Origin of the sequence: Pseudarthrobacter sp. S3 (genome assembly GCF_050156905.1) — a bacterium.
In the GTDB taxonomy this organism is placed as follows: domain Bacteria; phylum Actinomycetota; class Actinomycetes; order Actinomycetales; family Micrococcaceae; genus Arthrobacter.
This window is the reverse complement of sequence record NZ_CP189583.1, coordinates 2,577,201-2,600,313: the sequence shown is the minus strand read 5'-3', so window position 1 is coordinate 2,600,313 and position 23,113 is coordinate 2,577,201. Positions and strand designations below refer to the sequence as shown.

Genomic DNA, 23,113 nt, shown 5'->3' with positions numbered 1-23,113 from the left:
CCACATGGACAACGAACGGATCGCCCGGGCCGCCTTGTCGCGGCTTATGGAGCCGCAGGACGCTGCCGGACTGGCCCTCGTGCAGGCCACCGGTGCACTCGACGCCTTGCAAATTGCCACCGGACAGGCGGCCGCAGGCCCTGCACTGGAACGGGAGATCACCGCATTGCTGGCGGACAACGGTGCCGGAACCAGCTGGGCCGGGATGGCTGCCTGCCTCAAACGCTGGGCGCCCCGCATTCCGGATCTGGCGCCCGAGCGTGACCTGGCCACCATGGCACGCCTTGGCGGCCGGCTGATTGTCCCGGCTGACGACCTCTGGCCTGCCCAGCTCGGCGACCTTGGGATGCAGGAACCTATCTGTCTGTGGTGGCGGGGCCTGGAACAGGAGCTTCCCGGTCCCGCCCGGAGCGTGGCGCTGGTGGGGTCCCGCGACAGCACCAGCTACGGCGCGTCGGTGACCGGGGACCTGGCCTACTCCCTGGCACAGCGGGGCTTCACCGTGGTTTCCGGGGGCGCGTACGGCATCGACGCGCACGCGCACCGTGCAGCACTGGCCGGGGGATCAGCGGCGGTGCCTACGATCGCGGTGATGGCTGGTGGTGTGGACCGGTTCTACCCGTCCGGAAACGAGGATCTTCTGCGGGCGGTCTGCAACCAGGGAGCGGTTCTCGCCGAGGTGCCGCCGGGATCGGCGCCCACCCGCTACCGCTTTCTCCAGCGGAACAGGCTGATCGCGGCCCTGGCTGCCGTGACGGTTGTGGTGGAAGCCCGCTGGCGGTCCGGTGCGCTGAATACGGCCCACCACGCGGAGAGCCTTGGACGGGCGGTGGGAGCTGTACCGGGGTCGGTGCACAGCGCCAACTCCGCCGGCTGCCACCGGCTGCTCCGGGACGGCGGCGCTGTCTGCGTGACTGACGCCGCGGAGATCGCCGAGTTGGCCTCCCCAAGCGGCCTGGGGCTTGCGGAGCCCGGATCCGCGCATGCGGCCGACCATGACGGACTGACCTTGGAGGACCTGATACTTCTAGACGCCCTGCCGCTGCGGTCCACCACATCTGTGGACAAGCTCTGCGCAGTTGCCGGCCTCAGCGCGGACTCCGTGCGGGCCGGGTTAGGCAGGCTAGGCCTGCTGGGGCTCGCAGCTTCAGAAAGAGGCGGCTGGAAACGGGCCAAGGAATCCCTGTAGTTGGCTGTGTCCGGCACGGCATTGCCCACGGACTTCTGGGACAGTGGAAGAGTGGATAATCAGGAACTGACCCTGGAGTTTGAGCAGGCACTTGCAGACTTCGGCAGATACCTGACCGCCGAGCGGGCCCGGTCCGGGCATACCCTTCGGGCATACCTGTCCGACCTTCGAAGCCTCCTGGAATACGCCGCCTCCGAGGGTGTCACGGATCTGGCAGGCCTGGAGCTGGGCACCCTCCGACGCTGGCTCGGGGCGCAGAGCCAGGCCGGAATATCCCGGGCCACCCTTGCGCGGAGATCGGCCACAGCGCGTTCCTTCACCACGTGGGCCATGCGGGAAGAGCTAATCGCGACCGATCCTGCCCTCCGTCTCAGGGCTCCCAAAGCGGAAAAGTCACTGCCCGGGGTGCTGCAGTCCCAACAACTCCTCAGGCTGCTGAACAGTCTGGCGGAGGCCGCGGCTGACGGGTCACCGGTGCCGGTGCGCAACCGGGCCATGGTGGAGCTTCTATACGCCACGGGCCTGCGGGTGGGGGAGCTGGCCGCATTGGATGTGGACGACCTCAACCCGGACCGCCGGACCCTGCGGGTGGTCGGCAAGGGCAACAAGGAAAGGACGGTGCCCTATGGTGTCCCGGCAGCCGTGGCCGTCGACGACTGGCTACGCAGGGCCAGGCCGCTTCTGGCCACGGGGCCCAGCGGACCGGCGCTATTCCTGGGCGCCAGAGGAAACCGTGTTGACCAGCGTCAGGTCAGGACCGTGGTGAATGCCCTCTTCGAAGCTTTGGGCGACACCTCAGCAACCGGTCCGCACGCGCTGCGGCATACTGCGGCAACGCACCTGCTCGATGGCGGCGCGGATCTTCGTGCGGTCCAGGAAATCCTGGGCCACAGCAGCCTCGCCACCACGCAGATCTACACCCATGTGTCCGTAGAGCGGCTCCGGAGCAGCTACCAGCAGGCACATCCCCGGGCCTGAGCGCCGGCGGATTCCCGCCGGGGACCGGCAAATCCAGCCCCTGTCAACTGTGGCGAATCGCACTGGCGTAATTACGCGGCGTACGGCACAATAAGAGTCACGTCCGGCAACTTTCAAGTTTCGCTTGAAGCTCTTTCGCTTCGCACGTCACCCGCAAGTCCGGACACAGTTTAATAATCAGGCAGGGAACGCCACCGCTGGAACGTACAGCAACGGGCAGTTTCATCCAGGCAGAGGTCGTTGGGGAAGACGTACCTACAGCTATGGAGGATGGAATGTCTGTTGCAATGACCCGCGGTGTGCTGTTTGTTCACTCAGCCCCTAAAGCACTGTGCCCGCACGTTGAGTGGGCCATTGGATCCGTCGTGGATAAGCGGACGGACCTTGAGTGGACCCCTCAACCCGCCGCGCCCGGAATGTTCCGCGCCGAGCTCTCCTGGACGGGAACTCCGGGCACCGGATCGCTGCTGGCTTCCTCACTTCGCGGTTGGGCCCATCTGCGCTACGAGGTCACTGAAGAGCCGAGCCAGGGCGTAGACGGCGGCCGCTGGTCGCATACCCCCGAGCTGGGGATATTCCACGCCGCCACAGATGTCCACGGCAACATCATGGTCTCAGAGGACCGCATCCGCTACGCCTACGAATCGGGCGCCGGAGATCCCTCTGCCGTGTATCACGAGCTTTCCCTGGCCTTAGGCGAAGCGTGGGACGAGGAACTCGAGCCGTTCCGCCACGCAGCCGAGGGCGCACCGGTCCGCTGGCTGCACCAGGTGGGCTGACCGCCGTCGGACATCACTGCGTCGTGCTCCGGTCCGCTTTCCCGGCACAGCGCGTGCCGGATTGGAATGCGGCGCTCCATAGCAACAGCAGAGGCCCCGCCACGTGGCGGGGCCTCTGCTTTGTCTGCGGAACTTGCTGTTCCCGCGCTGCTGCTAGATGCTGCGGACAGCGATCACGGCGTTGTGGCCGCCGAAGCCGAACGAGTTGCTCAGCGCCGCGATGTCACCCGCCGGCAGATCCCGCGCCGACGTGACGACGTCGAGCGGGATCTCAGGGTCCTGGTTCTCAAGGTTGATGGTGACCGGGGCCTTGCGGTGGTACACGGCCAGCACAGTGAGTACTGCCTCCACGGCACCTGAGGCACCCAGGAGGTGGCCCATCTGTGACTTGGTGGCGGACACCGCGACGTTGTCGAGGTGGTTCCCCAGCGACGCGCGGAGGGCCGTGTACTCCGGCTTGTCACCTACGGGAGTGGAGGTAGCGTGCGCGTTGACGTGGACAACGTCCTCGGCCTGGATCCGGCCGTCGAACATGGCCGCCTTCAGCGCGCGGGTGGCGCCCAGGCCCTGGGGGTCCGGGGCTGTGATGTGGTAGGCGTCCGCCGTAACAGAGGTGCCGGCCAGTTCACCATAGATGCGGGCGCCGCGGGCAATGGCGTGTTCTTCAGCTTCGAGCACCAGCGCGCCGGCGCCTTCGCCCATCACGAAGCCGTCGCGGCCCAGATCGTAAGGGCGTGAGGCGCCCTGGGGGTCGTCGTTGCGGCGGGAGAGCGCCTGCATGGACGAGAACGCGGCCAGGGGCATGGGGTGGATGGCTGCCTCGGCCCCGCCGCACATTACTACGTCGGCCTTGCCGGAGCGGATCAGCTCCAGGCCCAAATGAAGGGCCTCCGTGCCCGACGCGCAGGCCGAAACCGGGGTGTGGGCGCCGGCACGGGCGCCAAGGTCGAGGCTGACGGCTGCTGCAACGCCGTTGGGCATCAGCATGGGCACCGTCATGGGGAGGACGCGGCGCGGGCCTTTTTCCTTCAGCGTGTCCCACGCGTCCAGCAGGGTCCAGACGCCGCCGATGCCGGTGGCGAAAGCGACCGCAAGGCGGTCGGGGTCAATCTCGGTGATGCCGGAATCTGCCCAGGCTTCACGCGAAGCGATGACACCGAACTGGGTGGAGGGGTCCATTCGCTTGGCTTCTACGCGGCTCAGGACCTCCAGGGCGGGAGTGGAGCAGCGCGCGGCGAAGTGAACCGGCAGTTCGTATTTGGCAACCCAGTCGTCTTCCAGCGTGCGGGCACCGGAGACCCCCTTCAGCGCGTTGTTCCACATGGTGGGTACGTCGCCGCCGATGGGCGTCGTGGCACCCAGACCGGTAATGACTACTTTGCGTGTCATTGGATCACTCTCTGTCGGTGGGCAGGCCGTATCCGGTTGTCCGGCGGGGTCCCGCGTGTGGGGCAGTTGGCTGCCGAAAAATGTGGTGGGCTGCCGGTCCGGCCTGAGTACGGACCGGCAGCCCAGTCAGCTATTAGGGGCTGAATCCTTGACTAGGCCTGTGCGCCGGCGATGAAGCTGACAGCGTCGCCGACGGTTTTGAGGTTCTTGACCTCTTCGTCCGGGATACGCACGCCGAACTTCTCTTCGGCGTTGACAACGATGGTCATCATGGAGATGGAGTCGATGTCCAGGTCCTCGGTGAAGGACTTGTCCAGTTCCACAGCCTCGGGGGCAAGGCCGGTTTCTTCGTTGACGATTTCAGCCAAGCCGGCGAGGATCTCTTCGTTGCTAGCCATTGATGGCTCCTTTTCTTGTTATTGCCGGCAGGGGGTGCCGGAAACGGTGCAGTCCGCGGATGCGGCCTGTGTGGGACGTTTCTAAGGAAGGACGATTACCTGGGCACCGAAGACCAGCCCGGCGCCGAAGCCGATCTGGAGCGCGAGGCCGCCGCTGAGCTCAGGGTTTTCCTTGAGCAGGCGGTGGGTGGCCAGGGGAATGGAGGCTGCCGAGGTGTTTCCGGCATCTGCGATGTCCCGGGCCACAGTGACGGATTCGGGAAGTTTCAGTTTCTTGACCATCTCATCGATGATCCGCATGTTTGCCTGGTGCGGGATAAAGGCGACGAGGTCTTCAGCCTTGACGCCAGCGGCCTCCAAGGCCTGCTGTGCCATTTTTGCCATTTCCCAGACCGCCCAGCGGAAGACCGTCTGCCCGTCCTGGCGGAGTGTGGGATAGAGTTCCTGCGCTTCTTCAAGGAGGGCAAAGTCGCCCGGCTCGTCGGACTGGCGGGCCGCCATGCTGAGGTCGCGGACATCGAGGATGGAACGGGTCATGCCGATCGCGTCCCACTTGCTGCCGTCCGACCCCCACACCGAGGGTCCGATTCCGGGGGTGTCCGAGGGGCCGATGACAACAGCACCCGCGCCGTCGCCCAGCAGGAATGAGATGGTGCGTTCCCGGTTGTCGATGACGTCGGAAAGCTTCTCCGCGCCAACCACCAGCACGTAGGTGGCGGTACCGGAACGGACCAGGGCATCAGCCTGGGCGATGCCGTAGCAGTATCCGGCGCAGGCGGCAGAGATATCGAAGGCCGGCGCCGGCGTCGCACCGATGCGGTCAGCCAGGGCGGCGGCAGCCGACGGCGTGGCGTACGGGTGGGTGACGGTGGAAACGATGACAGCATCAAGCTGGGACGCTTCGATGCCTGCCTGCTGCAGGGCCTCCCGGGCGGCGCCCTCTGCCATGTCGACGACGCTGACGTTGGCAGCGGCCCGGTGCCGGGTCACGATGCCGGTCCGCTGGCGGATCCATTCGTCCGAGGAATCAATCCACTGGCAGACGTCGTCGTTGGTGACGATGACGTCAGGCCGGAATGCCCCGAGGCCGATGATGCGGCTGTATTCGTTGACGGGAACCTGTTTCAGCGTGGGAACGCTCATGCATTTCCCTCCAGTTCTGCGAAGAGTGCCAGTGCGGCCGTGAGGTCGTCCGGGGTTTTGACTGCAACGGTCTTGACGCCGGGCATGCCGCGCTTTGCGAGCCCAGCCAGCGTACCGGCCGGGGCCAGCTCAATGACACCGGTCACGCCGCGCTGCACAAGGGTTTCCATGCAGAGGTCCCAACGGACCGGCCGGGAGACCTGCGCGATGAGGCTCTCGACGGCGGCGCCGCCGTCGGTCACTTCCCGGCCGTCAAAGTTCGACAGCAGGGGCACTTGAGGCTTCTGCGGCTTGAGGCCCGGCTTGAGCGCTTCAAGGGCACTCACGGCGGGGGACATGTGTGAGGTGTGGAACGCTCCGGCCACCTTCAGCGGGATAACGCGTGCCTTGGCCGGCGGGTTGTCCGCCAGGGCCTTGAGCTGTTCGAAGGTTCCGGCTGCCACGGTCTGGCCCGCGCCATTGACATTGGCCGGTGTCGCGCCGGTAGCCTCGATGGCGGCCAGGACCTCGGCAGGGTCCCCGCCCACCACGGCACTCATGCCGGTGGGGGTGACGGCAGCGGCGGCGGCCATGCTGTTGGCGCGTTCACGGACGAACGTCATGGCTTCCTGCTCGGTGAGCACGCCGGCGAGTGCCGAGGCGGTGATTTCACCAACGGAGTGACCGGCAAGGATCACTGGAAGCGCGCCGAGCTCGACGTCGAACAGCGACTTTGCGGCGACCAGTCCGGCGGCAACAATCAGGGGTTGCGCGACGGCGGTGTCCTTGATGGTGTCCTCGTCAGAGGTGGTCCCGTGGGCGGTCAGGTCGATGCCTGCGATCTCACTGAGGGTGGCCAAATGGCCTGCCACCGAAGGCAGTTCCAGCCAGGGGGCCAGAAAACCCGGGGTCTGTGAGCCCTGTCCAGGGCAGACTATTGCAAGCACGTATCCAGCTTTCCAAATTACGGAGTCATCCAGGGGTGTTTGTCTGTACCAAGCTCAAGGGGTCAGATTGTAGGAAGTCTACAACGACTCATGTCTGATTCCGCGCCGGATGACGCTCTTGCGGGGCTTTTGGCGGTGCCGAAAGCCGGCCGACTACCAACGCCGCCTGCAGGACAAACGCCTCCCGGGGAAGAAGCGGATCCCAGCCCGTGACGTCGCAGACGCGCTTGAGCCGGTACCTGACGGTGTTGGCGTGGACAAACAATTCACGGGCAGTTGCCTCGAGGGAATGACCCAACTCCAGGTACGTGCCCAGGGTCTCGACCAGCCCGTTGGAGGCCGCGACCAGCGGACGGTAGATGTTCTTCACCAAGGATCGGCGCGCAGCTTCGTCACCCGAGATGACGCGTTCGGGCAACAGATCATCGGCGGCCACGGGCCGGGGAGCGGCGGGCCATGCCCTCGCGGCGGTCAGGCCGGCAAAGGCCGACTGCGCTGATCCGCTGGCCTCCAGCAGGGAACCGGCTTCCGGGCCGTAGACCACCGGGCCGGGGGCGAACATGTCGCTGAGTTTCAGGTACGCGGTCTCCCGGTCCTGGACGCCGCCAAGGATCAGAATCAGCCGGTCGCCCTGGATACCCACCAGCGCATCCTCGGCGTAGCGGCCCGCCAGTCGACGCAGCTCGCTGACATAGCTGGCACTGGGTTCAGACGGCGAATTGCCCACCATCACGGTGAACCTTTCCTGTGCCTTCCAACCCAGGGCGGCGATCCGGGAACGCAGCGCGTCCGTGTTTTCGCCACGGAGGATGGCGTCCACGATCAGCGCTTCCAGCCGCGTATCCCAGGAACCGCGGGATTCTGCTGCCCTCGCGTAGACGTCCGCCGCCGCGAAGGCCACTTCCCGTGAGTAACGCAGTACCGCCTCGCGGAGGGAGGGCTGGTCAGCTTCGGGGGCGATCACCGGCACCTGGTCTTCCACCACTTCGACCACGATCCGGATGAGCTGGAGCGCTTTCTGGAGGCTGATGGAACGCGTCAGCTCCGTGGGGGCCGTCCCAAAAACGTCGGAGAGGATCCACGATGGCGAGCTGGGCCGCTCATACCAGGTGACAAACGCTGCGATGCCGTTCTGCGCCACCATTCCCAGCGCCGAGCGCTCATCGGAGCTGAGCCGGGAATACCACGGCAGCGATTTCTCCAGCTGGCGAAGGGTGGTGGTGGAAAGCTGGCCCACACTTGCCCGGAGCTTTTTCAGGGTTTCGGATTTCTCCGGTGTCATGCTGCGTGAGGACGGCTTGCGCTTCACGGGCGGGGTGGTTGGCTCTGGCATCCTTCGAGCATACGGTGCCTGCCCGGCAAGCTCCATTTGTGCGAAGGCTACAACCTTGTTGGACCTGCATCACAGGCGGTCTCCTGTACGGAAACCCAGGGAACGACGACGGCGACCCTCGCCTTTCGGTGAGGGTCGCCGTCGTCGTTCATCTCCGCTGTCAGCAGGAGTTGATCAGGACTCGCCGCCCGCGTTGCCGGTGGAGCCGGCGTTGACGTTGTGCAGCTTGTACTTCTCGATTGCCTGGGCCGGCGCCTGGGCGTCAACTTCGCCACGGCGGGCCAGCAGTTCCAGGGAACGGACCACGATGGAGTGGATGTCGTTCTTGAAGAAGCGGCGGGCAGCCGCACGGGTGTCGGAGAAGCCGAAGCCGTCAGCTCCGAGCGACGCGAACTCGTTCGGTACAAACTGGCGGATCTGGTCCGGAACGGCCTTCATATAGTCCGAGACCGCAACTACGGGCCCTGTGGCACCGGCAAGCTGCTGCGTGACGAACGGGACGCGGGCGGGCTTGCCCGGGTTCAGGAACGCTTCTTCCTCGGCAGCCATGCCGTCGCGGCGCAGTTCGTTCCAGGACGTCACGGACCAGACGTCGGCGGAAACGCCCCAGTCCTCGGCGAGCAGCCGCTGGGCTTCAATGGCCCAGGGAACCGAGACGCCGGAGGCCAGGATCTGGGTCCGGGGACCGTCGATCTTCGCCGGAGCCGCGAGGTAGATGCCCTTGAGGACACCTTCCACGTCGAGGTCCTCCGGTTCCGCCGGCTGCGTGATGGGCTCGTTGTACACCGTGATGTAGTACATCAAGTTCCGGTCGGCCGAATCGGGTCCGTACATGCGCTCGATGCCGTCCCGGATGATGTGGCCCATCTCGTACCCGTAGGCGGGATCGTAGGTGACCACCGCCGGGTTCGTGGAGGCCAGCAGCGGGGAGTGGCCGTCGGCGTGCTGGAGGCCTTCACCGGTCAGGGTGGTCCGGCCGGCGGTGGCCCCGATGATGAAGCCTCGGGCCATCTGGTCCCCGGCGGCCCAGAAGGCGTCGCCGGTGCGCTGGAAGCCGAACATGGAGTAGAACACGTACACCGGGATCAGCGGTACACCGTGGGTGGCGTAGGCCGTGCCGGCGGCGGTGAACGCCGCGACCGCGCCGGCTTCGTTGATGCCGGGGTGGATCAGCTGGCCCTGGGCCGATTCCTTGTACGCGAGGACGAGGTCCCGGTCCACCGACAGGTAGTTCTGCCCCTTGGGGTTGTAGATCTTCGCCGTGGGGAAGAACGCGTCCATGCCGAACGTGCGGGCCTCATCGGGGATGATCGGCGCGATGTGCTTGCCGAAGTTCTTGTCCCGCATGAGGTCCTTGAGGAGCCGGACAAACGCCATGGTGGTGGCGGCCTGCTGCTTCCCGGACCCGCGCTTGGCAACCTCGTACGTTTTTTCTTCGGGGAGGGCGAGCTCCTGGTGCTTGGAACGGCGCTCAGGAACAGAACCGCCCAGCTGGGCGCGGCGTTCCATCATGTACTGGATCTCCGGCGCATCGGTGCCCGGGTGGAAATACGGAGGCTGGTACGGGTCCTTCTCCAGCTGCTCGTCGGTGACCGGGATCCGCAGGTGGTCGCGGAACTTCTTCAGGTCATCGAGGGTGAGCTTCTTCATCTGGTGGGTCGCGTTGCGTCCCTCGAAGTGGGGTCCGAGTCCGTAGCCCTTGACCGTCTTGGCCAGGATGACGGTGGGCTTGCCCTTGAATTCGGTGGCGGCCTTGTACGCGGCGTAGACCTTGTTGTAGTCGTGGCCGCCGCGCTTGAGGTTCCAGATGTCGTCATCGCTCAGGTCCGCGACCATGTCCTTGGTCTGCGGGGTCTTTCCGAAGAAGTGCTCGCGGACGAATCCGCCGGACTCTGCCTTGTAGGTCTGGTAGTCCCCGTCCGGGGTCTCGTTCATGATCTTCACGAGCGAGCCGTCGGTGTCCTTGGTGAGCAGGTCATCCCACTCCCGGCCCCAGACGACCTTGATGACGTTCCAGCCCGCGCCGCGGAAGAACGCTTCGAGTTCCTGCATGATCTTGCCGTTGCCGCGGACGGGTCCGTCGAGGCGCTGGAGGTTGCAGTTGATCACGAAGTTCAGGTTGTCCAGGTTCTCGTTCGCGGCGAGCTGGAGCAGGCCGCGGGACTCGGGCTCGTCCATTTCGCCGTCGCCCAGGAACGCCCAGACCTGCTGGTCCGAGGTGTCTTTGAGGCCGCGGTTGTGCAGGTACCGGTTGGACTGGGCCTGGTAGATCGCGTTCATCGGGCCGATGCCCATCGACACCGTGGGGAATTCCCAGAATTCCGGCATCAGGCGCGGGTGCGGGTAGGAGGAGAGGGCGTGGCCTTCCTTGGACTTTTCCTGCCGGAATCCGTCCAGGTCCTCCTCGGCGAGCCGGCCTTCCATAAACGCGCGGGCGTACATGCCGGGGGAGGCGTGGCCCTGGAAGAAGACCTGGTCGCCGCCGCCGGGGTGGTCCTTGCCACGGAAGAAGTGGTTGAACCCGACTTCGTACAGGGTGGCGGCGCCGGCGTACGTGGAGATGTGTCCGCCCACGCCGATGTTTGGCCTCTGGGACCGGTGCACCATGATGGCGGCGTTCCAGCGCATGTACGCCCGGTACCGGCGTTCGAACTCCTCGTTGCCGGGGAACGGCGCTTCCTGGTCCACCGGAATCGTGTTCACGTAGTCCGTGGTGGTCACCATCGGCACGCCGACGCTCTGGGCGCCGGCCCGCTGGAGCAGGCTGCGCATTATGTACTGGGCACGCTCGGTGCCCTGTTCCTGAATCAGGGTATCCAGGGACTCCAGCCATTCGGCGGTCTCTTCCGGATCACGATCAGGCAGCTGGTTAGTCAACCCGCTGAGGATATGGGAGGTATCTTCTCCTGCAGCCACGTCCAACCTCTCTTTGCGCGCATGCATCGGCGCCCTCACTCCGGGCAGGGTGACTGTCCGGAGTGAATGCGACGTGTGCGACGTATCGGTTACAACAGCCCGGTCATGTGCGCCGGGCAGGGTCCTTTCACGCCTATGTCTGCCATTGAGTTCCAGGCGGTCGCCCCGCAGGCATAGTTGTCACCAGCCACTCTAGCTGTGACTTCAGCGCGATGCGTAGCCGCGTCTGTGGCGTCCCTGTTGTATTTCGCCGTCATACTGGTTGTGTGACGAAAGCCGCTGCAACGCAGGCTGACGGCGCCGGATGTGATGCAGAATATGGCGGATCGCGGTGGTGGCAGCTTGAAGCGCGGGCACAAAGGGTGTTGGCTGGGAGTAATGGAAATCACTATGCGCATCGCATGTATTAGGCATTGGAGGAACACGTGAGCGAGGCCGACGCCGCCACTTCGGTAAATGTGGCGGAAAAATTGGGTTTCAAAAATGGGGATCTGATTCAGGAGTTCGGTTACGACGACGACGTCGATTTCGACTTACGTGACGATATTGAGGACCTGACAGGGTCCGAACTCCTGGACGAGGACGACCACGACGTTGTTGACGCCGTCATTTTTTGGTGGCGGGACGGCGACGGGGATCTGATCGATACCCTCATGGATTCCCTGACCACCCTGAGTGAAAACGGGGTTGTCTGGGTGTTGACGCCAAAGTCCGGGCGCGCCGGGTACGTGTCGCCGGCGGAGATCCAGGAAGCGGCGCCCACCGCAGGTCTGCACCTCACCACCTCTGCAGGTGTGTCGAAGGACTGGAGCGCCACCCGCCTGGTCAGCCGGAAGAACAAGTGACGTCAACTCTTGCCGTAGCCGGCCAGACTGTTCCGGCGGTGGGGGAACATGCCCCGGACTTTGAGCTGGTGAACCAGTTCGGAGAACCTGTCCGGTTGTCCTCTTTCCGAGGGCAGAACGTTGTTCTGGTGTTTTATCCGTTTGCATTTTCGGGTGTCTGCACCGGTGAACTCTGTGAAATCCGTGACAACCTGACAGCGTTCGAGGATGCCCGGGCCACGGTCCTGGCAGTGTCCGTGGACAGCAAGTTCAGCCTGCGGGCCTATGCCGAGAAGGAAAGCTACGGCTTTGATCTTCTGGCCGACTTCTGGCCGCACGGCGCCGTCGCCTCCGCCTATGGTGTCTTCGACCCGGAGAACGGCATGGCCGGGCGCGGGACGTTCATCATCGATGCAACCGGAACAATCCGCTACGTTGTGGTGAATCCGCGTGGCCAGGCCCGCGAGCTCGCAGACTACCAGGATGCTCTGGCAGGCCTGGAACAGAGCTGACGCCGCATGGACCAGCAGCGGCACGGCATCGGCCTGACGGGCTTCGCCAGCCTGCCGGCCGCTGACCCTGCTGCGCTGTCCAGCACGGATCTGCAAGGGCTGGAACGCGTCCGGGAGCTGTTGTCCGGCAAACGGCTGGCGCTGCTCACCGGCGCAGGGCTGAGCACCGATTCGGGCATTCCGGATTACCGGGGGCCGGACGCCGTGCCACGTTCGCCCATGACCTACCAGGAATTTGTACGCGAGGGTGCCAGCCGCCAGCGCTACTGGGCACGGAATCACATCGGTTGGTCCAAGTTGCGGCACGCGGAACCAAACCCCGGACATCGTGCGGCAGCAGAACTGGAGCGGCGGGGCCTGCTCACCGGATTGATCACGCAGAACGTGGACCGGCTCCATGAAGATGCCGGCAGCCGGAATGTCATTGACCTCCACGGACGTTATGACCGGGTGGTTTGTCTTGCGTGTCAGCACACGTACACGCGTCACCTGCTGGCGGGGGTCCTCGAAGAACTGAATCCCGGCTTCCTGGCACGCGCCACCACGTCCGGCCTGGTGGAAATGGCGCCCGACGCCGACGCCACAGTTGATGACTCGGCGCTGATCAGCAGTTTTGTGGTCGCTGCCTGCCCCGCCTGTGGCGGGATGCTCAAGCCTGACTTTGTCTACTTCGGCGAGAACGTGCCCAAGGACCGCGCAGAAGCCGCGTACGCGATGGTGGACGCTGCAGGGGCATTGCTTGTTGCCGGCTCATCGCTGACCGTGATGAGCGGACTGCGGTTCGTCCGCCACGCGGCGAAGGAGGGCAAGCCGGTAGTGATCATCAACAGGGGCGATACGCGGGGCGACCAATACGCCACCATCAAGCTCCACGCAGGCGTCAGCGAGGCGTTGACCTGGCTCGCCGCCGAACTCCCCGATCTTGACCCATGACGGGGACGAGTTCGTCGATTGGCTTTTCGTCCCGCCCGTCAGGTAGAGTTTATGTTCGTTGGTTGACGCGCTGAGGCGAGAAAACCGGCCGTTCGGGTCTTTAGCTCAGCTGGTAGAGCGCCACGTTTACACCGTGGATGTCATCGGTTCGATCCCGGTAGGACCCACCATCAAACCCCGTTGTTCCTGGCCCGATTGGCCGGGAACGGCGGGGTTTTTGTTTCCCTGCGCCGTCTTCCGTACTGAGCTCCGCAGGCAGTGCGCGTTAATTGTCGGTGGCTGTCCCTAGTGTTCCTGCTATGGAATACGTGGTGGTGAAGACGGCCCAGGACGGCAGCCCGACGGCGGTAGTCAGCAACGGCAGGGAATGGGCCGTCGGAGCCGATGCGGTGAGATGGTTTGAACGTGTGAGCTGGTGGGAGGCGCAGCGCCGTATGCCCAAGGGGCTGGGCCGTGTGGATGTTGAGGTGTTGCAGGTCCAGGTGCGGCTGGGCCACAATCCGCATTCCGCGCTGACCACTATGGTGCTGGAGCGCGACGGACTCGGTGGCGGCTGGAGGCTGAGGGAGGCGGTGGTGGACGTCGCCTGAATCCGGCGGCAGATGCCCAGAGAACATTTGGGCATTGGAAAACCCTCCACCGCGACTATTGGGGGATGCCGCGGTGGAGGGTCTGCAATGAATATACCGTGAACTTCCTGAAACAAACAAATGCCACGCGAAACGTGGTTCTTGGCGTGTCGGACGCAACCTTTAGCCGGGCCCTGAAACGCCGCCAGACCACTATGATGGTTTCTGTTCACCAGAATGAACGCATCTATGCGAAGCGCCCTGGCGTGCCGATCGAAGGAGAATCATGGCCGATTCCCGCACCCCCCGCTCCTCCGAGGGTTTGGGCAGCACGTCGCCCGCGCCGGCGGTCACGCGTGCCGCCGCCGTCATGGACGCGTTGGCAGCCTCTGTTACCGGAAGGCTGACGCTTAGCGACCTGGCCCGCGAGCTGGGAATCCCCAAGTCGTCCACCTCCAACCTCTTGCTGGCGTTGGAAGAAGCCAGGCTGATCAGCCGCCAAGGCGCCGAATTCACGCTGGGCCGCAAGCTCGTGGAACTCGGCGCGGCATATCTGAGCCGGCTTGACGAAGTGCAGGAGTTCTACCGGTTCTGCGAACAGGCGCCGACCCTTTCCGGGGAGACCGTACGCATCGCGATGCTGGACGGAATTAATGTCATCTATCTGGCCCGCTACGAGGGCCATCCGGCGGTCCGCCTGACGTCTAACATCGGCGACAAGATGCCGGTGTCCCTATGTGCCGTGGGCAAGGCCCTGATTGCCCGCCTTCACGACCACGACGTCGACGCCATGTTTTCCGATGACGCCGAACTTCCGGTCCTGACCCCAAAGTCCCTCCGCACCGGAGCCGAGTTGAAGGCGCAGCTGACCACCATCCGGGAACAGGGCTACGCGTTCGAGGACGAGGAATCTACTACGGGAGTAGTCTGCCTGGCTGTGTCGGTGCCTACGCGCGGCGCCCACGGCCCGAGCCTTGGGTTGTCAGTCACGGCCCTTAAGGCCACATATTCCGCGGAGCAGGGTGCCCAGATGGTCAAGGAACTGAACGAGCTGGCGCGGTCCCTGGGCAACCCCATGGGCTAAGTACTCTGCCCTGACGGGTCTACTCCACGTCCATAGCACCGGTGTGAACAAAAATGTCAGTCAACCACTTGCTCCTTGTTCAGCTTGCTGTACTCAGTTCAATATAGTGATCGACGCCATGGGGTGTCCTCGCTATCCCACCAGGCCAACGGGGGCCTGGAGTGTTTTTGAGGGAGTTCTTGTGACATCTCGTACTAAATCACCGCAGACTGACCTGGACGGCGCCGCCGTCGATCCGGACCAGCTGCGAAGGGCAACTCTTGCCAGTTCTGTAGGCTCCGCACTGGAGTACTATGACTTCTACATCTACGGCCTTGCCTCGGCATTGATCTTTGGACCGCTCTTCTTCTCACCGCTGGGGGAAAGCGGCGCCGTGATCGCCTCGTTCGCCACCTACGGTGTGGGCTTCGCCGCCCGGCCGTTCGGCGGCGTTGTCTTCGGCTACATCGGCGACCGGTTCGGCCGGAAGATGGTCCTGATCCTGACCATCGGCCTGATGGGCATGGCCAGTTTCGCCATCGGCCTCCTGCCCACCTTTGAACAGGCCGGCATGGTCGGCGCGGTGCTTCTGGTGGCCCTTCGAATCCTCCAGGGCCTGGGTGCCGGTGCCGAGCAGGCAGGCGCCACCACCCTGATTTCAGAAGTGGCCCCGCGCCGGCGCCGTGGTTTCTTTGCCGCACTGCCGTTCGTCGGCATCCAGCTGGGCACCCTGCTCGGCGCAGGCACCTTCGCTTTGATGGCACTGGCCGACAAACAGGTGCTGCAGGGCTGGCTGTGGCGCGTTCCGTTCCTGGCGAGCGTCATCCTGATTGCCATCGCGGTCTTTATCCGGCTCCGGCTTAAGGAAACGCCGGTCTTCCAGGAACTGGAAAAGCACAAGGCCGTGGTCAAGAACCCTGTAGTGCAGATCTGGAAGCACTCAAAGAAGAACGTGCTCATCGGCATCGGCCTGCGGATGGGAGAAAACGGAAACTCCTCCATCTACTCCGCCCTCCTGGTGTCCTTCATCAGCCTGCCCGCCGGAGTCTTCGCCGGCGACAAGTTCATCGGCCCCACCGGCCTCCTCATCGCCGCCGGATTCGCAGCGGTCATGGTGGTCACCTTCGGCGCCCTGTCCGACCGCTTCGGCCGCGTACCGGTGTACCGCTACGGCGCCCTCTTCCAGGCCGTCATCGCCCTGCCGGCCTTTTACCTGGTCACGCTCGGCAATGTCACCCTCGTCTGGGTGGTCATGGTGGTGGGCATTTCGCTCGGCGTGCAGTCAATGCTGGGCCCTCAGTGTGCCATGCTCCCGGAACTCTTCGGCTCCCAGCACCGCTTCACGGGTGTAGCGCTGAGCCGTGAACTCTCTGCCGTCCTGGCAGGCGGATTCGCGCCCATGATCGGTGTGGCGCTGCTGGCTGCGACCGGCCACTCCTGGCTCGTTCCCGCGATCTACTCCCTGGTCCTGGCGCTGATCTCCTTCGGCACCACCTTCTTCGCCCCCGAAACCAACGGCCGGGACCTGCTCCTGGTGGAGGATGCCGGTTAGGCACTCCGCTGACGCAAAAGGCGGCCTCCCATGCATGGGGAGGCCGCCTTCCTGCTTTAACGCGCACTCCGGGTGCGCCTTCCCGGTGCCGCCCGGCTGGTTGTTCCCCTGCTGGACGCCCAGATAACGGCCGACACAAGCGTCGGGCAGGACGCCGACACAAAAGAGCCCCTGCCGTGGATTCCCGTTTCCAGGATCCACGGCAGGGGCTCTTTGGTTCAGGGCGGCGGCTGTCCCTCAATAGAAGTGGACCGGGTCTACGAGGTGGGGCAGGTCGCCGCCGTTGAGGAACGTTCGCAGGTTGCTGCAGAAGCGCTCCGCAATCAGCCGGTTCTCCGCGGCGCTGAGCGCCGAGGTATGCGGCGACACCATAACCTTGGGGTGGTTCCAGAGCAGGCTGTCCCGGGGGAGCGGTTCCACAGCGAAGACATCGAGGCAGGCGTAGGAGACCTGGCCGCTGTCCAGGGCCTCCAACAGGGCGTCCTCGTCCACCACGGTGCCGCGGCCCACGTTCACAAACACCGTTCCCGGCTTCATGGCGGCAAACATCTCACGGTTGAACAGCGTTTCCGTGTACGGCGTGCCGGGCAGGGTGTTCACGACGGCGTCTGCCGTGGCGAGCAGCCCGGGCAGTCCGTTGTTGCCGGCGACCTGCTCGATTCCTTCGATCGGCTCAAGGTTTCGCTTAGTGCCGCTGACCGTCATGCCCAGGGCGCGTGCGATCCGGGCCGTCTCCAGGCCGATCTCGCCCAGGCCGGTCACTACCAGTGTGGAACCGCTGACCAGACGGGTGGGGGTCCGAAGCTCGGGCCACACCTTGGCGGCCTGGTCCTGGGCCAGTTCGGCGCTGCGCTTGAAGCCGTTGAGGATCCCCAGGGCAGCGAATTCTGCCAGCGGCAGGGCGTGGACGCCGGCTGAGGTTGTCACCTTGAATTTGAGGAGGGTTTCCTGGTCCAGCCCGGATGCCTTAACGGCGCTGCCGGCGCCAGCGGCCATGGCGTGGACCCACTGGAACCGTGGATTTTGGCGCGCGATGCGGGCCAGGCCCGCGGGGCTTTCATTGGGCAGGCCATACAGAACCTGCGCCTTTTGGAGCATGGCCCAATACCGCTCCTCCTGCGCAGGCGTGCGTTTGAAGTCCGGATCCCCGGAGTGGTCGGCCGGAAAACGCTCCGGCGGAAGCAGGTCCGGCTCATAAAGTACGGTTACGGAGGGGTCTACGGCGCGGATGCGCTCCACCAGCTCTGCTTCGAGCGGGACGGCGATCGCGACGGTGGTTAGAGTCGTCATAGTGTTCATCATACTGAATAGCGGCTAGGATATTGGACAGATTTCCTTTCATTAACCACACAAACGATGTGAGTCGAGGCCTCTTTATGGAAGACAGAACAGCGGGCTTTGTAGGCCTGGGGCTGATGGGGCTGCCGATGGCGGCCAATCTGGTCCGCGCCGGCTGGGCGGTCACCGCCTGGAACCGATCCGAGGGACCCCTGCAGGAGTTTGTGGCGCAGGGTGGCTACTCCGCGCCGGACGTTGCATCCCTGCGGGACCTGCCAATCATCGCCCTTATGCTCCCGGACCTTTCCTTCATCGAAGAGGCATCGGCGGGGCTGCTGACGAGTTGGGACGAAAATCCGCCGCAACCCGGCACTGCCGTGGTGGTCACAAGCTCAGTCTCACCGGCAAACGTCCAGGACTTCGGGCGCCGGGTACGCCAGGCAAGCCACGGCCGCGCCACCGTAGTGGACGCCCCGGTCAGCGGCGGCACCAAGGGCGCGACCGAGGGGACACTGGCAATCATGGCCGGCTGTGCCGCGGACGACTTCCGGAAGCTCGAGCCCTTCTTCAACGCGATGGGAACCACCGTCAGGCATATGGGCCCACTGGGCGCGGGGTCGCTCGCCAACGCCTGCAACCAGCTCATTGTAGGAACCACGACGGCGGCACTGGCCGAAGCGGCTGAGCTCGCCGAGCGCTCCGGGATGGATCCGGCAGCGCTTTTCGATGTCCTGTCCGGTGGCCTTGCGGGCAGTCGCGTGCTGGAGAACGTGGGACCGCGTTTGGTTCGGAAGGACTACACACCCACAGGTCCGGCGAAGTTCATGCATAAGGACCTGTCCTTTGTGCTCGAATCAGCCCGGGCGTCCGGCGCTGCCGTGCCGATGGCGACTGCCGGCGTCGAACTCTACGCCGAACTCAAGCGCCAGGGCCTTGGCGAGCAGGACCTTGCCGTGGTCCGCCAGGCCATTTCGAATCTGAGCGACAACACCAATATCGCGGAACCTGCGGAGACTGACGAAAGGGAGAGCTGCACCATGAGTACTCTTTTTGATTTGACGGGGAGGGTTGCCTTGGTGACGGGTTCGAGTAGGGGGATTGGTAATGCGTTGGCGCGGGCGTTGGCTGGGGCCGGGGCGACGGTGGTGCTGAACGGGATTAATGCGGAGCGGTTGAAGGCGGCGGAGGTTGTGATGGCCGCGGATTTTGCCCCGGGTCGGGTGCGTAGTGTCGCGTTTGATGTTACGAGTGATGCCGAGGCTGCGCGGGGTATTTTGTGGGTGGAGGAGCAGGTGGGGCCGTTGCAGATTCTGGTGAATAATGCCGGGATCCAGCATCGGGTGCCGATGCTGGAGCTCGATGTCGCGGATTGGGAGCGGGTGATCAGGACGGATCTGACGAGCGCGTTCCTGGTGGGGCGTGAGGCGGCGCGGCACATGATCCCGCGCGGCAGGGGCAAGATCATCAATATCTGTTCGGTGCAGACGGACCTGGCCCGGCCCACGATTGCCCCGTATGTGGCGGCAAAGGGCGGGTTGCGGAACCTGACCCGGGCGATGACGGCGGAGTGGGCGGGTTCGGGGCTGCAGATCAACGGGATCGCTCCGGGTTACATCCATACCGAGATGACGCAGAACCTGGTGGACGATGAGCAGTTCAATGCCTGGATCCTGGGCCGGACCCCGGCGCACCGGTGGGGCACGGTCCAGGACCTGGCGGGCCCTGCGGTGTGGCTGGCCTCGGACGGGTCGGACTTTGTGAACGGGCAGACGATCTTCATCGACGGCGGAATGACGGTGGTGGTCTGATGGGCACCGGAATGCTGGCTCAGGGGACCGAAGCAACAGTGCTGCAGGTGTCGGGTCCGGCGGTGGTGGCGTACGCGGCCGGGGATCTGCGGGTCGAGGCGGTCCCGTTGGTTGTGCCTGGCCCGGGCGAGGCCGTGGTGGAGGTTGCGTATGGCGGGATCTGCGGGTCGGATCTGCATTACTGGCTCCATGGCGCTGCGGGGGAGTCGGTCCTGAAGGCGCCGATGGTGCTCGGGCATGAGATTTCCGGGACCGTGGTGGCGGCCGCGGCGGACGGGACCGGCCCGGGTGTGGGGACCGCGGTCGCGGTCCACCCGGCCACCCCGGGACCAGGTGCGGGTGATGTGCGGTGGCCGGCGGACCGGCCCAACCTGTCCCCGGGGTGTACGTATCTGGGCAGTGCGGCACGGTTTCCACACACCGACGGTGCGTTCGCCCGGTATGTGAACCTGCCGTCCCGGATGCTGCGGGAGCTCCCGGCGGGCGTGGACCTGCGGACCGCGGCGCTGATCGAGCCGGCCGCCGTGGCCTGGCACGCCGTCGCGAGGGCCGGGGACGTGGCGGGCAAGAGTGTGCTGGTGATCGGGTGCGGCCCGATCGGTGCGCTGGCCATCGCGGTCCTTAAACGTGCCGGCGCGGTACGGATCACCGCCGTCGACGTCCATACCAAACCGCTGGAGATCGCCGCCGTGGTCGGCGCGGATCAGACCCTGCAGGCCGGGGACACGGACGCGATCGCCGCGGTGCAGGCCGATGTGGTGATTGAGTCCTCGGGCAGCCACCATGGCCTGGCCTCAGCCATCCAGAGCGCGGGGCGCGGCGGGACCGTGGTTATGGTCGGGCTGCTGCCCACCGGGCCCCAGCCGGTCCTGATTTCCCTGGCCATCACCCGGGAACTGGACCTGCGCGGGTCCTTCCGCTTCAACAACGAGATCGACGACGTCATCACCGCCCTCGCCGACGGCACCCTCCACATCAACCCCGTCATCACCCACGAATACCCCCTCAGCCAAGGACTCGAAGCTTTCGAAACCGCCAGGAACTCCGCCGAATCAGGAAAAGTCCTCCTCAACTTCCAACCCGAATAGCGCGATGTAGAAGTGCTGGTCTCTGGCTGGTTCCGAGTGAGGTCAGTTCCGGCGGACCGGGATAAACACCCGGGGCTGGTCCGTCCAGGTTCCGGACAGCCGGGAGGTGGTGCGGCGCATGATCTGTTCGGACGCGTCCCGGGCTGTGGCGGCGTCCCCGGCGGCGACCGCTTCGGCCAGATCGACGTGCCACTGGAGCGCCCCCTCGTGGGGGTGGTCCGGCATCAATCCGTGGACTGTGCGTCCCGTCAGGGTCTCTGCCACCTGCCCCATCAGGTTGGCAAACATTTCGTTGCCCGAGCCGGAAAGCAGGACCGAATGAAAAGCGATGTCCAGCTCCAGGAACTTCTGCGCGTCCCCGGAGTGGCCGGCGTCGCGCAGCGCGTGGGCGATGTCCACCAGTTCCCGCCGCAGCTGCGCCGGGGCATTGTTCGCTGCCAGCTCGGCCGCGGCGGGCTCGACGGCGGAACGCAGTTCGATCAGTGACCGCAGCTGGGCGCCGCGGGCGTCGCTGGACAGCCGCCAGCGGATGACCTGGGAGTCGAAGGGGTTCCAGCGGCTCGGGGGCAGCACGCGGATACCTACCCGCTTGGTGGTTTCCACGAGGCCCAGGGACTGCAGAACCCGCACGGCTTCGCGGACCACGGACCGCGAAACCTTCAGCTCTTCCTCAAGGTGCTCGGCCAGCATGATGTGTCCGGTCGGCAGCTCGCCCGTGATGATCCGGGTGCCAAGGTTCTCAATGGCACGGTGGTGCAGGCTGGTCGACATGGACTCAAGCCTAAACTGGGATTGACTGGCCACGTCCCACAAAGTGGGCACCACTTCCCTCAAGCCGATTGAATATATATGCTTTATTAGGATCCATCGGTTCGTGACAGCGTGCTTCGCAGCGAACGCGGAGCCATCTGCACATCCATTGCACAACGAAATTGGAGTTTTGATGTCTGCACACATCGGTGTCACCGGCCTTGCGGTGATGGGCGCCAACCTGGCCCGCAACCTGGCCCGCAACGGCTTCACCGTTGCCCTGCACAACAGGTCGGTCGAAAAGACTGACGCGCTGCTCGCAAAGCACGGCACGGACGGCGACTTCGTCCGCACCGAAACGCTGCAGGAGCTTGTTGACTCCCTGGAGAAGCCCCGCCGCGTCCTGATCATGGTCAAGGCCGGCAAACCGGTTGACTCGGTCATCGAGCAGCTTGAACCTCTCCTGGAAGCCGGCGACATCATTATCGACGCCGGAAACTCCCACTACGAGGACACCCGCCGCCGCGAAGCCGCGCTGGCGAAGAAGGACCTGCACTTCGTCGGCATCGGCGTCTCCGGCGGTGAGGAAGGAGCCCTGAACGGCCCGTCCATCATGCCCGGTGGTTCCAAGGAGTCCTACGACGCCCTCGGTCCGCTGCTCGAAAAGATCGCCGCGCACGTGGACGGCAAGCCCTGCTGCGCCTGGATCGGCACCGACGGCGCCGGCCACTTCGTCAAGATGGTCCACAACGGCATCGAATACGCCGACATGCAGGTCATCGGCGAAGCCTTCGATCTCCTCCGCTCCGGCGCCGGCCTCGAGCCCGCCGACCAGGCCAAAATCTTCGAAGAATGGAACAAGGGCGAACTCGCCTCCTTCCTCATCGAAATCTCCGCCGAGGTCCTGGGCCACGTTGACACCCGCACCGGCAAGCCGTTTGTGGACGTTGTGGTGGATGCCGCCGGCCAGAAGGGCACCGGACGCTGGACGGTCATCTCCGCGCTGGAGCTGGGCTCCCCGACGTCGGGCATCGCCGAGTCGGTCTTCGCCCGCGCCCTGTCATCGCAGACCGAGCAGCGCAAGATCGCCCAGGAACTGCTCGCCGGCGAGGAAATCGCCGTCGACGTTCCGGACACCTTTGTTGAGGACGTCCGCCAGGCGCTCTACGCGTCCAAGCTGGTTTCCTACGCCCAAGGCCTGGACATGCTGACCTCAGCAGCCAAGGAATACGGCTGGGACCTCAAGCTGGACGAGATCGCTTCGCTGTGGCGCGGCGGCTGCATCATCCGTGCCGAACTGCTCAAGGAAATCACCAAGGCCTACGCCGCAGAAGACAAGCCGGCCAACCTGCTGTTCGCCCCGGCGTTCACGAAGGCCATCGCCGATGTCCTGCCGGCATGGCGCCGTGTGGTCTCCACCGCCGTCCAGCTCGGCATCCCCGTGCCGGTCTTCTCCTCGTCACTGGCCTACTACGACGGCCTGCGCCGCAAGCGCCTGCCGGCCGCAGTGATCCAGGGCCAGCGTGACCTCTTCGGCGCGCACACCTACGGCCGTGTCGACGCCGAGGGCACGTTCCACACCCTGTGGGGCGAGGACAAGTCCGAAATCGAAGCAGTGGACACACACTAGTCACCACGCTCTGATTGCATCAAGCTGCGAACCCTGCGGCCGGCAGTTCCCGGAT

20 protein-coding genes, 1 tRNA gene and 1 pseudogene are annotated in these 23,113 nt (G+C 65.0%); 14 read left to right on the top strand and 8 right to left on the bottom strand.

Annotated elements, in window-relative coordinates; translation table 11 throughout:
• Nucleotides 1-4 precede the first annotated feature (4 nt).
• From dprA to ACQCSV_RS12465, 3 genes are all read left to right on the top strand, one after another.
• Nucleotides 5-1,189, top strand: coding sequence for a DNA-processing protein DprA (gene dprA, locus ACQCSV_RS12475; protein ID WP_426938519.1), 1,185 nt, complete (start codon nucleotides 5-7; stop codon nucleotides 1,187-1,189).
• A 51-nt stretch (nucleotides 1,190-1,240) separates the two neighbouring features.
• Nucleotides 1,241-2,167 carry a tyrosine recombinase XerC gene (locus ACQCSV_RS12470; RefSeq protein WP_354153721.1) on the top strand — a complete coding sequence of 309 codons (927 nt, stop codon included), beginning with the start codon at nucleotides 1,241-1,243 and terminating at the stop codon, nucleotides 2,165-2,167.
• A 275-nt stretch (nucleotides 2,168-2,442) separates the two neighbouring features.
• Entirely contained in the window at nucleotides 2,443-2,946 is a 504-nt protein-coding gene (locus ACQCSV_RS12465; RefSeq protein ID WP_426938518.1) for a DUF3145 domain-containing protein, read from the top strand.
• A gap of 153 nt (nucleotides 2,947-3,099) precedes the next feature.
• Here the strand turns inward: ACQCSV_RS12465 and ACQCSV_RS12460 are convergent, their stop codons facing one another.
• From ACQCSV_RS12460 to aceE, 6 genes are all read right to left on the bottom strand, one after another.
• Nucleotides 3,100-4,335, bottom strand: coding sequence for a beta-ketoacyl-[acyl-carrier-protein] synthase family protein (locus ACQCSV_RS12460; protein WP_426938517.1), 1,236 nt, complete (start codon nucleotides 4,333-4,335; stop codon nucleotides 3,100-3,102).
• Nucleotides 4,336-4,487: 152 nt separating this feature from the next.
• Nucleotides 4,488-4,733, bottom strand: a complete 246-nt coding sequence (locus ACQCSV_RS12455) for an acyl carrier protein (protein ID WP_009359314.1) — start codon at nucleotides 4,731-4,733, stop codon at nucleotides 4,488-4,490.
• 81 nt (nucleotides 4,734-4,814) lie between these two features.
• Entirely contained in the window at nucleotides 4,815-5,876 is a 1,062-nt protein-coding gene (locus ACQCSV_RS12450) for a beta-ketoacyl-ACP synthase III (RefSeq protein ID WP_354153725.1), read from the bottom strand.
• Nucleotides 5,873-6,802 carry an ACP S-malonyltransferase gene (locus ACQCSV_RS12445; RefSeq protein ID WP_354153726.1) on the bottom strand — a complete coding sequence of 310 codons (930 nt, stop codon included), beginning with the start codon at nucleotides 6,800-6,802 and terminating at the stop codon, nucleotides 5,873-5,875. The genes ACQCSV_RS12450 and ACQCSV_RS12445 overlap by 4 nt, the downstream gene beginning before the upstream one ends.
• Nucleotides 6,803-6,890: 88 nt before the next feature.
• Complete coding sequence (locus ACQCSV_RS12440) at nucleotides 6,891-8,135, bottom strand: helix-turn-helix domain-containing protein (RefSeq protein ID WP_354153727.1); 1,245 nt, start codon at nucleotides 8,133-8,135, stop codon at nucleotides 6,891-6,893.
• A gap of 174 nt (nucleotides 8,136-8,309) precedes the next feature.
• Nucleotides 8,310-11,078 carry a pyruvate dehydrogenase (acetyl-transferring), homodimeric type gene (gene aceE / locus ACQCSV_RS12435; RefSeq protein ID WP_354153728.1) on the bottom strand — a complete coding sequence of 923 codons (2,769 nt, stop codon included), beginning with the start codon at nucleotides 11,076-11,078 and terminating at the stop codon, nucleotides 8,310-8,312.
• A 398-nt stretch (nucleotides 11,079-11,476) separates the two neighbouring features.
• Here aceE and ACQCSV_RS12430 point away from each other — a divergent pair, with 398 nt between their 5' ends.
• From ACQCSV_RS12430 to ACQCSV_RS12400, 7 genes are all read left to right on the top strand, one after another.
• The gene (locus ACQCSV_RS12430) at nucleotides 11,477-11,896 is read left to right on the top strand and encodes a DUF3052 domain-containing protein (protein ID WP_282330887.1); all 420 of its coding nucleotides are present in this window, start codon (nucleotides 11,477-11,479) and stop codon (nucleotides 11,894-11,896) included.
• Nucleotides 11,893-12,387: a peroxiredoxin gene (locus tag ACQCSV_RS12425; RefSeq protein ID WP_354153729.1), complete on the top strand. Its 495-nt coding sequence runs from the start codon at nucleotides 11,893-11,895 to the stop codon at nucleotides 12,385-12,387. The genes ACQCSV_RS12430 and ACQCSV_RS12425 overlap by 4 nt, the downstream gene beginning before the upstream one ends.
• Before the next feature lie 6 nt (nucleotides 12,388-12,393).
• A complete protein-coding gene (locus ACQCSV_RS12420; protein ID WP_354153730.1) occupies nucleotides 12,394-13,320 on the top strand; it encodes an NAD-dependent protein deacetylase in 927 nt (308 codons plus the stop codon).
• 94 nt (nucleotides 13,321-13,414) lie between these two features.
• Nucleotides 13,415-13,490 (top strand) — tRNA-Val (locus ACQCSV_RS12415).
• 129 nt (nucleotides 13,491-13,619) lie between these two features.
• Nucleotides 13,620-13,910: a hypothetical protein gene (locus ACQCSV_RS12410; protein ID WP_185260812.1), complete on the top strand. Its 291-nt coding sequence runs from the start codon at nucleotides 13,620-13,622 to the stop codon at nucleotides 13,908-13,910.
• A 265-nt stretch (nucleotides 13,911-14,175) separates the two neighbouring features.
• Entirely contained in the window at nucleotides 14,176-14,973 is a 798-nt protein-coding gene (locus tag ACQCSV_RS12405) for an IclR family transcriptional regulator (RefSeq protein ID WP_354153731.1), read from the top strand.
• A gap of 181 nt (nucleotides 14,974-15,154) precedes the next feature.
• On the top strand, nucleotides 15,155-16,504 hold the full coding sequence (locus tag ACQCSV_RS12400) for an MFS transporter (RefSeq protein WP_354153732.1): 1,350 nt from the start codon (nucleotides 15,155-15,157) through the stop codon (nucleotides 16,502-16,504).
• Nucleotides 16,505-16,741: 237 nt separating this feature from the next.
• Here ACQCSV_RS12400 and ACQCSV_RS12395 read toward each other — a convergent pair whose 3' ends face one another.
• Nucleotides 16,742-17,806, bottom strand: coding sequence for a D-2-hydroxyacid dehydrogenase (locus ACQCSV_RS12395; protein WP_354153733.1), 1,065 nt, complete (start codon nucleotides 17,804-17,806; stop codon nucleotides 16,742-16,744).
• 74 nt (nucleotides 17,807-17,880) lie between these two features.
• Here ACQCSV_RS12395 and ACQCSV_RS12390 point away from each other — a divergent pair.
• From ACQCSV_RS12390 to ACQCSV_RS12380, 3 genes and pseudogenes are all read left to right on the top strand, one after another.
• Nucleotides 17,881-18,765 (top strand): annotated as a pseudogene (locus ACQCSV_RS12390) (NAD(P)-dependent oxidoreductase); the annotation flags it as partial.
• A 54-nt stretch (nucleotides 18,766-18,819) separates the two neighbouring features.
• A complete protein-coding gene (locus ACQCSV_RS12385) occupies nucleotides 18,820-19,590 on the top strand; it encodes an SDR family oxidoreductase (protein ID WP_354153792.1) in 771 nt (256 codons plus the stop codon).
• On the top strand, nucleotides 19,590-20,678 hold the full coding sequence (locus ACQCSV_RS12380; RefSeq protein ID WP_354153734.1) for an L-idonate 5-dehydrogenase: 1,089 nt from the start codon (nucleotides 19,590-19,592) through the stop codon (nucleotides 20,676-20,678). Before ACQCSV_RS12385 ends, ACQCSV_RS12380 begins: the two co-directional genes overlap by 1 nt.
• Nucleotides 20,679-20,720: 42 nt before the next feature.
• On the opposite strand, the gene ACQCSV_RS12375 is transcribed toward ACQCSV_RS12380, so the two are convergent.
• Nucleotides 20,721-21,449 (bottom strand): FadR/GntR family transcriptional regulator, encoded by a 729-nt coding sequence (locus ACQCSV_RS12375; protein WP_056340687.1) that lies wholly within the window; start codon nucleotides 21,447-21,449, stop codon nucleotides 20,721-20,723.
• 172 nt (nucleotides 21,450-21,621) lie between these two features.
• Between ACQCSV_RS12375 and gndA the strand changes: the two genes are divergently transcribed.
• Nucleotides 21,622-23,058 carry an NADP-dependent phosphogluconate dehydrogenase gene (gndA, locus tag ACQCSV_RS12370; protein WP_354153736.1) on the top strand — a complete coding sequence of 479 codons (1,437 nt, stop codon included), beginning with the start codon at nucleotides 21,622-21,624 and terminating at the stop codon, nucleotides 23,056-23,058.
• The last annotated feature ends 55 nt before the right edge of the window (nucleotides 23,059-23,113 follow it).